This is a genomic window from Variovorax sp. LG9.2 (assembly GCF_035018885.1).
GTDB lineage: Bacteria > Pseudomonadota > Gammaproteobacteria > Burkholderiales > Burkholderiaceae_C > Variovorax.
In genome coordinates, this window is record NZ_JASJXB010000059.1 from 1 (window position 1) to 9,872 (window position 9,872).

At 62.8% G+C, this 9,872-nt stretch carries 9 protein-coding genes, 1 tRNA gene and 2 pseudogenes; 7 read left to right on the forward strand and 5 right to left on the reverse strand.

Translation table 11 applies throughout. The annotated features are described in order from the left end of the window. Positions 1-179 (reverse strand): annotated as a pseudogene (locus QN413_RS26315) (phosphate ABC transporter substrate-binding protein PstS); the annotation flags it as partial. A gap of 142 nt (positions 180-321) precedes the next feature. Here QN413_RS26315 and QN413_RS26320 point away from each other — a divergent pair. Next, entirely contained in the window at positions 322-1,851 is a 1,530-nt protein-coding gene (locus QN413_RS26320; protein ID WP_323499532.1) for a Ppx/GppA phosphatase family protein, read from the forward strand. A 31-nt stretch (positions 1,852-1,882) separates the two neighbouring features. Here the strand turns inward: QN413_RS26320 and QN413_RS26325 are convergent, their stop codons facing one another. From QN413_RS26325 to QN413_RS26335, 3 genes are all read right to left on the reverse strand, one after another. Beyond that, entirely contained in the window at positions 1,883-2,344 is a 462-nt protein-coding gene (locus tag QN413_RS26325; protein ID WP_187051673.1) for a SixA phosphatase family protein, read from the reverse strand. A gap of 38 nt (positions 2,345-2,382) precedes the next feature. Next, complete coding sequence (gene ppk1, locus QN413_RS26330; protein WP_323499533.1) at positions 2,383-4,518, reverse strand: polyphosphate kinase 1; 2,136 nt, start codon at positions 4,516-4,518, stop codon at positions 2,383-2,385. 79 nt (positions 4,519-4,597) lie between these two features. Continuing rightward, positions 4,598-5,488 (reverse strand): GNAT family N-acetyltransferase, encoded by an 891-nt coding sequence (locus tag QN413_RS26335; protein WP_323499534.1) that lies wholly within the window; start codon positions 5,486-5,488, stop codon positions 4,598-4,600. Between the two features lie 110 nt (positions 5,489-5,598). Between QN413_RS26335 and ppk2 the strand changes: the two genes are divergently transcribed. Further along, a complete protein-coding gene (gene ppk2 / locus QN413_RS26340; protein WP_323499535.1) occupies positions 5,599-6,537 on the forward strand; it encodes a polyphosphate kinase 2 in 939 nt (312 codons plus the stop codon). A gap of 29 nt (positions 6,538-6,566) precedes the next feature. Here the strand turns inward: ppk2 and QN413_RS26345 are convergent, their stop codons facing one another. Further along, complete coding sequence (locus QN413_RS26345; RefSeq protein WP_187051670.1) at positions 6,567-6,818, reverse strand: hypothetical protein; 252 nt, start codon at positions 6,816-6,818, stop codon at positions 6,567-6,569. Between the two features lie 57 nt (positions 6,819-6,875). Here QN413_RS26345 and trhA point away from each other — a divergent pair, with 57 nt between their 5' ends. The 5 genes and pseudogenes from trhA to QN413_RS26370 all read left to right on the forward strand — a co-directional run bounded on the left by trhA (position 6,876) and on the right by QN413_RS26370 (position 9,330). After that, entirely contained in the window at positions 6,876-7,520 is a 645-nt protein-coding gene (gene trhA, locus QN413_RS26350) for a PAQR family membrane homeostasis protein TrhA (protein WP_416352254.1), read from the forward strand. A 41-nt stretch (positions 7,521-7,561) separates the two neighbouring features. Continuing rightward, on the forward strand, positions 7,562-7,807 hold the full coding sequence (locus QN413_RS26355) for a hypothetical protein (RefSeq protein WP_323499536.1): 246 nt from the start codon (positions 7,562-7,564) through the stop codon (positions 7,805-7,807). A gap of 179 nt (positions 7,808-7,986) precedes the next feature. Beyond that, positions 7,987-8,388: pseudogene (locus tag QN413_RS26360) on the forward strand (NAD(P)/FAD-dependent oxidoreductase); the annotation flags it as partial. Between the two features lie 121 nt (positions 8,389-8,509). Beyond that, entirely contained in the window at positions 8,510-9,199 is a 690-nt protein-coding gene (locus tag QN413_RS26365) for a glutathione binding-like protein (protein WP_323499537.1), read from the forward strand. Positions 9,200-9,253: 54 nt separating this feature from the next. Continuing rightward, positions 9,254-9,330 (forward strand) — tRNA-Pro (locus QN413_RS26370). The last annotated feature ends 542 nt before the right edge of the window (positions 9,331-9,872 follow it).

Below are 9,872 nucleotides of genomic sequence, written 5' to 3' on the forward strand. Positions count from 1 at the left end.
CCGACAGATTGGTAATTGACCTGCGTGCCGGTCGCCTTGTTGAAGTCGCCGGCCCACTTGGCGTACAGCGGTGCCGGGAAGCTCGCTCCAGCGCCGGTGACGTTCTGGGCGAAAGCGGGGGACGCTGCGAATGCGGCAGCAGCGGCGATGCCGGCTGCGAAATTGAAGGTGACTTTCATGAATCTTCCTTTGGCTGTGGTCTGCACATCCCGAATCGGGTTGATGCGGACTTTAGAAAGGCAATATGACATTGATGTGACAGTCAAATGACGTCACGATGACGTCACGCGCGCCGCTTACCATCACTGCCAGATGCCAAACATGCAAAACGGAACCCGCCTCGCCGCCGTCGATCTCGGCTCCAACAGCTTCCGGCTCGAAATCGGACAGCTCGATCACGGCCAGATTCATCGCACCGAATATTTGAAAGAGACGGTGCGCCAAGGCAATGGCCTCGACAGCGCCCGCAACCTGACGCCAGAAGCGATGCAACGCGGCTGGGACGCCCTGGCCCGCTTCGGCGAGCGGTTGGCTGGATTCAAGCGCTCACAAGTGCGCGCTGTCGCGACTCAGACACTGCGCGAGGCCCGCAACCGCGACGAGTTTTTGCTGCGGGCCCGCACCATCCTCGGCTTCGGCATCGATGTCATTCCCGGCCGCGAAGAAGCGCGGCTGATCTATCAAGGCGTGGCGCACATGCTGCCGCACACCGACGCTTCCGATCTGGAACGTCGTTTGGTAGTCGACATCGGCGGGCGCTCGACCGAAATGATCCTCGGCCATGCACTCGAAGCGACGGTGATGGAGTCGTACCGCGTCGGCAGCGTCGCCTGGTCGATGAAGCACTTCGCCGAAGGCCAGTTCACCCAGGCCGCGTTTCGCGCTGCAGAAGTGGCCGCCAAGGCGGTCCTCGACGATGCGCTTGCCAGCTACACGCGGGACCAGTGGGACGTAGCCTATGGCGCCTCCGGCACCATCGGCGCGGTCGGCGACGTGCTGGCTGCCTCGGGTGCCGAGCCCGGTCTAATCACCCAAGACGGGCTCGACTGGTTGCTCGACCGCCTGCTCAAAGCCGGCAGCGCCGACAAGCTGCGCATCGACGGCATGCGCGACGACCGCAAGGCGGTCATCGGCGGCGGCGTCAGCGTGCTGCGGGCCGTGTTCGACCTGCTCGACATCGACGAGATGAAGGTCGCCCAAGGCGCACTTCGGCACGGCGTCATGTACGAACTGCTGGAGCGCGACGAAAGCGTGGCCGACCTGCGCACCGAAACCGTGGCAAGGCTGGCAAGCCGGTTCAACGTCGATGCGGCGCAGGCCAGGCGCGTCGGCGAGACCGCGGCAGCGCTGTTTGTTCAGCTCGAACCTGCAGCGCGATCGGCGAATCCGGCCGGAAGCACGACGAGCCGCGCTGGCCGCGCACTGCGCAAGCTCGGCTGGGCCGCTCAGCTGCACGAAATCGGCACGCAGATCTCCCACAGCGACTATCACAAGCACGGCGCCTACATCCTCGACCATTGCGACGCGCCCGGCTTTGCGGTCAACGAGATGCATGCGCTGGGGCTGCTGGTGCTCGGTCAGCGCGGCAAGCTGCGCAAGCTCGAAGTCGCCCTCGACGACGACGTCTTCGTCATGCAACTACTGAGCTTGCGGCTGGCTTTGATTCTGTGCCACGCGCGGCGCGATCCCGACCCGAAGGCGCTGCGCATCACGGTCGCCGGCGGGCGCTTCTTCGTCGTGGCGTGTCAGGGGAACTGGTCCGAGGTCTATCCACAGTCCGCGCATCTGCTGCGCGAAGAAGTGCTGGCCTGGCAAAAGACCAACTGGCGGGTCGATCTCGCCGGCGGCTGAACTGCCGGCCGGTCGAATTGCGCAGACCGGACTAGAGCAGCTCGGGTGACTGAACGGTCACCACAACCGTCTGCACATCGCCATCGCGCTCTCGCGTGCGAATCCACCAGACCGCACCCTTGCGCACCGGGCAGCTGTCTTGTTGCAGCCCCAGAAGTTGCGCGATCGCCTGACCGAGCGACGGCTGATGGCCGACCATCAGCACCACCGACTTGCCGTTGGGCCAGCCTGCAGAGGCCAGCACGGCATCGGGCGTGGTGTCGGGTGCGAGCTCGTCGCGCAGCTTGTATTTGCGTCCAATCGCCAATACGGTCTGCTCGCAGCGCCGCGCCGGACTGCTCACGATGCGCGTGCCTTCAGGCAGTTGTCGGTCGAGCCAGGACGCCATGCGCTTGGCCTGCTTTTCGCCACGCGAGGTGAGGGAGCGCTGCAGGTCGTCGCAGCCCTCGGTCCAGTCGTCGGCTTCGGCGTGGCGCCAGAAAATCAGGTCCATGGTGGAGCGGCTTTCAGGGTTTTATCGTGGCGGCGCCGTTAAATTTTTTGCAGGCCACGCGATGCGTAGCGGTTCATCAGTGCAGCCTGCGCGCCGTGCGCTTCGATGGTGCGCGAGCCGCCCTCTTCCGCCGCGTGCGTGTCGTGATGGATGCGAACGTAGGCACCATCCGGACCCAGGTCCCAGGCGTCGCGACCGTCGTGCAGGTAGGCGACAAGGCACTCGTCGATCAGTCGCTGCCGCAAGCCAGGATCGGTGACCGGCCAGGCCAGCTCGATGCGACGCATCATGTTGCGGTTCATCCAGTCGGCGCTCGACAGGTAGAGCGATTCGTCTTCGCCGTTGCGGAAATAGAAAACGCGCGAATGCTCGAGAAACCGGCCGATCACCGAGCGCACGCGAATGTTTTCAGTGAGGCCTGGCACTTGCGCCGGCAACGTACATGCACCACGCACGATCAGGTCGATCTTCACGCCCGCCTGCCCCGCAGTCACCAACGCGGCAATGAGCGCCTCGTCGGTCAGCGCGTTCATCTTGGCGACGATGCGGGTGGGCTCGCCCTTGGCCGCGGCGATGGCCAGCAGCTCGATCTGCGCCACGAGATTCTTGTGCAGGTCGAACGGTGCCAGCCACATGCGGTTGAGCTTGGGCAGCTTGCTCTGGCTCGCCATGTGAACGAACACCGCTTCCATATCCGCCGTGAGCAGCGGGTCGGCCGTCAGATGGCTGATGTCGGTGTAGAGCTTCGCGGTGAGCGGGTTGTAGTTGCCGGTCGACAAATGGCCATAGCGACGCATCTGCTTGCCCTCACGCCGCGTGACCAGCAGCATCTTGGCGTGCGTCTTGAGTCCGACGACGCCATACACCACCTGCGCACCGATCGACTCCAGCATCTCGGCCCAGTTGATGTTGGCCTCTTCGTCGAAGCGCGCCTTGAGCTCGACCACCACGGTCACTTCCTTGCCGCGCCGCACCGCCTCGCGCAGCAGGTCCATCAGCTCGGAGTTGGTGCCGGTTCGGTAGATGGTCTGTTTGATCGCCAGCACCTGCGGGTCTTGCACGGCTTCGCGCAAAAACGCCAACACGCCGTCGAAGCTCTCGAAAGGCTGGTGGATCAAGGCATCACCGCGCTGCAGCCGTTCGAAGAAAGATTGGCCAGGCGATAACGTGACCGGGTACGACGCCTTGTAGGGTGGAAAGCGAAGCTGCGGCTCGTCGAGCAGGTCGATGAGTTGCGTCAACCGCGCCAGATTGACAGGGCCGTGCACGCGATAGAGCGCTTGCGGCGGCAGCCCGAACTGCGCCAGCAAAAAGCTCGACAGCGATTCCGCACAGCTGGCCGACACTTCGAGCCGAACGGCTTGCCCGTAGTGGCGATGCTGCAAGCCTTGCCTCAGCGCAGTGCGCAGGTTCTTGACATCCTCTTCATCGACCGCCAGGTCCGAATGCCGCGTCACGCGAAACTGCGAAAAGTCGCCGACGACACGGCCGGCGAACATGCTCGACAGATGCGCCCGAACCACGCTCGACAAGGCCACGAACAGCGTCTTGCCGTCCGACACCTTGCCCGGCATGCGAATGAGCCGCGGCAACACGCGCGGCACCTTGACGATCTGGATCGGGTTCTCGCGGCCGAAGGCGTCTTTGCCGCCCAGTTGCACGATGAAGTTGAGCGACTTGTTGGCCACCTGCGGAAACGGATGGGCCGGATCGAGCCCGACCGGGATCAACAACGGCCGTACTTCGCGCTCGAAGTAGTCGTGCACCCATTTGCGCTGCAACGGATTGCGGTCGCCGTGCGAAATGATGTGGATTCCGTGCGTGGCAAACGTCGGCATCAACTCGTTGTTGTACAGCGCGTATTGCTTGCTGACCAGCGTGTGCGCGGCGACGGCCAGTGCGTCGAACGATTCAACCGAGTAAACGCCCTTGCTGTCGCCCGCACCGCTGGCGATCAGGTGCGGTGCCACTCGCACTTCGAAGAATTCGTCGAGATTGGCCGACACGATGCATAGATAACGCAGCCGCTCTATCAATGGCACATCGGGGCGCAGCGCCCAGTCGAGTACGCGCTCGTTGAATGCCAGGATGGCGTGGTCGCGGTCGAGCAACACGATTTGCTTTGGTGCCGGCGTCGGGGCGGCGACGGCCTTGTCGGCGGAATGAAATGACATGGACACGATTCTGGAACATAGAGCGCGGAAGGCTCGAAGGGCGCGGTGGTGCGCGTGACCGTTCCAGTGTGTATGTCGTCTATGACATTTGCGTGACAGCCACATGACGTAAAGGGTGTCCGAGAAAATGCCGCCGATAACGTGCCGGCATGTCCTCGATGCGCATCAGCATCGGCAGATCAGCCGCGTTGAAGTCTGGATCCCAGGCGGGGGCACCGAGCAGCTTGGCACCGAGCCGGAGGTAACCGCGAATCAGCGCCGGCGCCTCGACGTCGAGCGTGGTGTCGAGCCGGTCGACCGGCAATGGCAGGCGCGGCTGCACCTGATGGCGAATGTCGGCCATGTGGCTCGCAGACAGTTGACGCCAGATGCTAGCCGCGGCATGGCCGCCTGGAATCCCGTCGTGCTGCATCGGAATGCTTGCGCAGCCGATCATGGTGTCGAGCTTGTTGCGCTGCATGAAGGCCGCGAGCGCACCCCACAGCGCGAGGATCACACCGCCTTGCCGATGGTCCGCGTGCACGCAACTGCGGCCCAACTCAACCATCCGCGAGCGCAGCGCACGCAGTCTAGTGAGGTCGAATTCGGTGTCGCTGTACGTGCCGCCAACGCGCTGTGCCTGCGCCGGCGTCAACACGCGGTAGGTGCCGATGACCTGATGCGTCGCAGCATCGCGAACCAGCAGGTGCTCGCAGAAGTCGTCGAACAGGTCGATGTCGTGGCCGGCCAGTGATGTGCTGAGGCGCGCACCCATCTCGCCGGCGAAGACCTGGTAGCGAAGTCGCTGGGCTTCGCGCACTTCGTCCTGATGCCGCGCCCATTGCACGGAGATGCCTTGCGATACCGCCGTGCTGCCAGAAGACTCTGGCAGTCGCGGAGTGCGCGCCGCCGGTTGGGCCGACACCGGCCAGATGGCCTCGCGCAGCGTCAGGCGCGAGAAAGGAAACGTCGGGTTCGGCAGTTCGTTCATGGCGCGAAGTCTGGCGCGCCCGTATGAAAAAACAGTGTCGGCGCCGTGGCAGAACCGTGAACACGCCGGGTGTCATGCCAACGTCATATCGCGGCAGGAGCATCTGCACCATGCCCGTACCCAGCTCACAACCCAACGCGCCCACCGGCGCGCCCGACCACGAAGACCTGATGCGGCGCATCGCGCGCGATCTGGTCGACAGCTACGACGAAGAACTCGAGCTCGAACTCGAGGACCGCAGTGTCGATGAAGCGGGAGAACTCGTCAGCACAGACAAGGCGGCACGCCAACTGTATTTCCAAGAGCTGTTCCGGCTTCAGGGCGAGTTGGTCAAGCTGCAAGACTGGGTCCAGCACAGCAAGCAGAAAGTCGTCATCTTGTTCGAAGGCCGCGACGCGGCCGGTAAGGGCGGTGTCATCAAGCGCATCACCCAGCGGCTCAACCCGCGCGTGGCACGCGTCGCCGCCCTGCCCGCGCCCAATGATCGCGAGCGCACGCAGTGGTACTTTCAGCGCTACGTAGCGCACCTGCCAGCGGCCGGCGAGATGGTGCTGTTCGACCGCAGTTGGTACAACCGCGCCGGCGTCGAACGCGTGATGGGCTTTTGCAGCGACGCCGAGTACGAAGAGTTCTTTCGCTCGGTGCCCGACTTTGAGCGCATGCTGGTGCGCTCAGGCATCACGTTGATCAAATACTGGTTTTCGATCACCGACGATGAGCAGCACATGCGATTTCTCGGCCGTATCCATGATCCGCTCAAGCAATGGAAGCTGAGCCCGATGGACCTCGAAAGCCGGCGACGTTGGGAGGAATACACCCACGTGAAAGAAGTGATGCTGGAGCGCACGCACATTCCGGAAGCGCCGTGGTGGGTCGTGCAGGCAGTCGACAAAAAGAAGGCCCGGCTCAACTGCATCTCGCACTTGCTGACGCAATTGCCGTACCACGAGGTACAGCATGCGCCAGTCGCGCTGCCAGCACGCGTAAGGAATCCGGAGTCTTCACGCCAGCCCGTGTCGGCCGCCATGATGGTGCCCGAGCGCTATTGACGCATCGGGACGGCGACCGATCAAAGGCCTCAGTTGGGCAGCGTTGTCACCTGCATCGACAGATCGAACAGCTTGGCCTTGCCGACGTAGTAGCGGTCGATGCGCCATTCCTTGAGGATGTCGATGGCGAGCTCGAAGGTCGCCAGATCGAGCTTGTACAAATCGGTCACGCCGAAGCTGCCTTCAGATTCGAGGGCAAGCACCAGTTGTGCCAACGTCCGCGCGGAGTCGCTCGCGGGATTGGCACTGATCATTTTTCGGGCAGTCTTGATGGCGTTCATAAGGGTTTAAGAGATGGAGAGATTGTCTGATTCTGGACGCGCTGACATGACAGATTTATGACAGCGCAACGCCTTTTTATTTGCCGTGGCGAGCGCTTCAATGGCTACTCGCATTTGCTCGGACTGGTGCTTGTAATCGGCGGGGCGACAGTGCTGCTTCCACGTGCGATCACCACGGGCGAGCCCTCCAAGATCATCGGTGCCTTGGTGTTCGCGGCCTGCGCCGTGGCGTTGTATGCCGCCTCTGCCATGTTCCACTCTGCGCAAGGCTTGGCGCGCACACGATGGGAGCGTGCGGACCACTGCGCGATCTACCTGCTGATCGCAGGCACCTGTACGCCTTTCGTGTTGGTCTCGTTGCCGGTCGTCTGGGCAGCGGCATTGCTAAGCGCGATCTGGTCTTTCGCTGGCTACGGCATCTTGCGCGAACTGCGGCCCGCAGACCCGGCGAAGACGCCCGAACCCTCGCTGCGCATCTACATCGCCATGGGATGGCTTTGCGTGCTCACTGCAGCGCCGCTCGCCGCTCGACTGGACAGGCTCGCGCTTATCGGACTGCTGGCAGGCGCGGCCGTGTACACCGCTGGCACTGTCTTCTATCTCAATCGGCCGGGTTGGGCCCACGCCCATGGCGTGTGGCACCTTTTCGTTCTCGGCGGCACGATGACGCACTACTTCACCGTGACGCGGCTGATGCTCTGACGCGTGGGGCAGCGCTGGTCGATAGCCACGCAGAGGCACACGTGCAAGTGCTGATGGTGCCGCCCGAACAGCTGCGAGCGCTCATCATCATGGAGGCCGATCTCGGCGAGCGTGTGTTGCGTGCGCTGATCATGCGGGGCGTTGCGTCGATGGAGGCGGGCGGCAGCGGTCCCTTCCTGATCGGCCCGCCCGATTCGACCGATGTGCGGCGGCTGGAGAACTTCCTCGGCCGGAACGGCGACCCGCACCACGGCCAAGCCGGCGCCAGCGCGCGGATCGAGAACTAGCTGGGCTTCCCGACTGACATCTCCGGCGCATTGGCCGGCCGCGCCTACGTGAGGGCGCAAAAGTTCGGCGCCGAAATGCTGATCCTGGCCAAGGTCGTGTCGATGACTGTTCGCGCTCAGGGCCGCGGGGCCAGATCGCCATCCAACTCGACGACGGGCGCCTGCTGAATGCACGCATCGTGGTCATCGCCAGCGGCGCACGCGACCGCCTGCCCGACGTGCCGCGGCTGAAAGAGTTCGATGGCGGCGGTATCTGGTGCTGGACCTCGGCGATCGAAGCTCGCAGGTGCGCTCATCAGGAGATCGCCTTGGTCGGCGGCGGTAACTCGGACGGCCGGGCTGCGGTGTTTTTGTCGCAGCACGCTGCCAAGGTCAACATGTTGGTGCGTGGGCCGTCGCTGGCGGCCAGAATGTCGCGCTATCTGATCGACCGCATCGAACACGCGCTCAACATCGAGCTGCACCCACATATGGAACTGGTTAGCCTGCACGGCGAGCCCGTCCCCGGGCTGAACAGCGCCACTTGGCGCAACGCGCGCAGCGGCGACGAGTACGAGTGCGCGGCGCGCAATGTGTTCCTGTTCGTCGGTGCCGAGCCTGAAACGAGCTGGCTCCAGGGCTGCGGCGTGGAAATGGACGGGCGGTGGCATAGTGCACGTCATGCCCACGCCCAATACAGCCACGACACTCCGGCCATCACCCATGGACGTCTACACCTGGCCCACGCCCAACGGCCACAAAGTGCACATCATGCTGGAAGAGTGCCGCTTGCCTTACGTGGCGCACCCGGTGAACATCGGCTCTGGCGATCAGTTCGCGCCCGAGTTTTTGCAGATCAGCCCCAACAACAAAATCCCGGCCATCACCGACCCCGATGGACCGGATGGCAAGCCGATCTCGCTGTTCGAATCCGGTGCCATTCTGGTGTACCTCGCCGGCAAGACCGGAAAGTTCATGCCGACCGGCGACCGCGCTCGTTACGACGTGCTGCAATGGCTGATGTTCCAGATGGGCGGCGTCGGCCCGATGCTCGGCCAGGCGCATCACTTTCGGCTGTACGCGCCCGAGAAGGTTGCCTATGCCATTGATCGTTACACCAATGAAGCGAAGCGGTTGTACGGCGTCATCGACCGCCAGCTGGCCCGGTCGACGTTCATCGCGGGAAAGCATTATTCGATTGCCGACATCGCGATTTTCCCATGGCTGCGCAGCTGGGAGAACCAGGGCATCACGCTCACTGACTACCCGCACCTTAAGACATGGTTTGATGCCGTTGCTGCACGGCCGGCAGTGCAGCGTGGCGTGAAGGTCATGGCCGATCTGCGCAAACCCATCACCGATGACAAGTCGCGTGAGGTTCTTTTTGGCAGCATGCAGTACGCCAAGCGATGAAATCCATGCGATTACGGATTAACGCGCAAAGCCGAGCTAGAATAGAAGGCTTGTCGGGGTGTAGCGCAGCCTGGTAGCGCATCTGGTTTGGGACCAGAGGGTCGAAGGTTCGAATCCTTTCGCCCCGACCAAAGAAACGAATAGCCGGTAGCGATGTAAATCGCTACCGGCTTTTTCGTTTTATGGCTGGCATGCCGCCTCGTCGCGTGGCCGTAACGTACACCGGCGCATCGTCGAGATCCACAAGCGTGCGGCGACCGTTTTCGGCGGCAAGCTCTCTATCGACAGCACGCCGATCGGTGCACCTAACAAGCTGTCGAAGAACCTCGAGATTTTCCCGACAATTGCGATATTGAGCAGATTGCGGAGCGACGATACGAGGCAGTGACAGCTACAACGAGAGTCTGTTCTCGGCGGGTGAGTCTGGAAGACTTCGTGCCCACGAATCATCAGCTGCGGAGGCATCGGGTGCACGATCTATCCATATCGTGAGTCGTTCGGGCTCGCGGCACGCACTTGATCCTTCAGAGCGAACTGCCCCGGTTCATCAAGTGAAGACTTTATTGAGTTGGAGTGTGTCCCAGCTTGTATTCGACACCAGTCTCAAGACTCTTCGATAGCCGACATTCTCAAATCAACTAAAGCGCGGAACAAAAAAAAGCCCAACCTTTCG

What these genes read in the sequence shown, in the direction of transcription:
- QN413_RS26320 (WP_323499532.1), top strand. Translation starts at nt 322, where the DNA reads ATGCAAAACGGAACCCGCCTCGCCGCCGTCGATCTCGGCTCCAACAGC.
- QN413_RS26325 (WP_187051673.1), bottom strand. Translation starts at nt 2,344, where the DNA reads ATGGACCTGATTTTCTGGCGCCACGCCGAAGCCGACGACTGGACCGAG.
- ppk1 (WP_323499533.1), bottom strand. Translation starts at nt 4,518, where the DNA reads ATGTCATTTCATTCCGCCGACAAGGCCGTCGCCGCCCCGACGCCGGCA.
- QN413_RS26335 (WP_323499534.1), bottom strand. Translation starts at nt 5,488, where the DNA reads ATGAACGAACTGCCGAACCCGACGTTTCCTTTCTCGCGCCTGACGCTG.
- ppk2 (WP_323499535.1), top strand. Translation starts at nt 5,599, where the DNA reads ATGCCCGTACCCAGCTCACAACCCAACGCGCCCACCGGCGCGCCCGAC.
- QN413_RS26345 (WP_187051670.1), bottom strand. Translation starts at nt 6,818, where the DNA reads ATGAACGCCATCAAGACTGCCCGAAAAATGATCAGTGCCAATCCCGCG.
- trhA (WP_416352254.1), top strand. Translation starts at nt 6,876, where the DNA reads ATGACAGCGCAACGCCTTTTTATTTGCCGTGGCGAGCGCTTCAATGGC.
- QN413_RS26365 (WP_323499537.1), top strand. Translation starts at nt 8,510, where the DNA reads ATGGACGTCTACACCTGGCCCACGCCCAACGGCCACAAAGTGCACATC.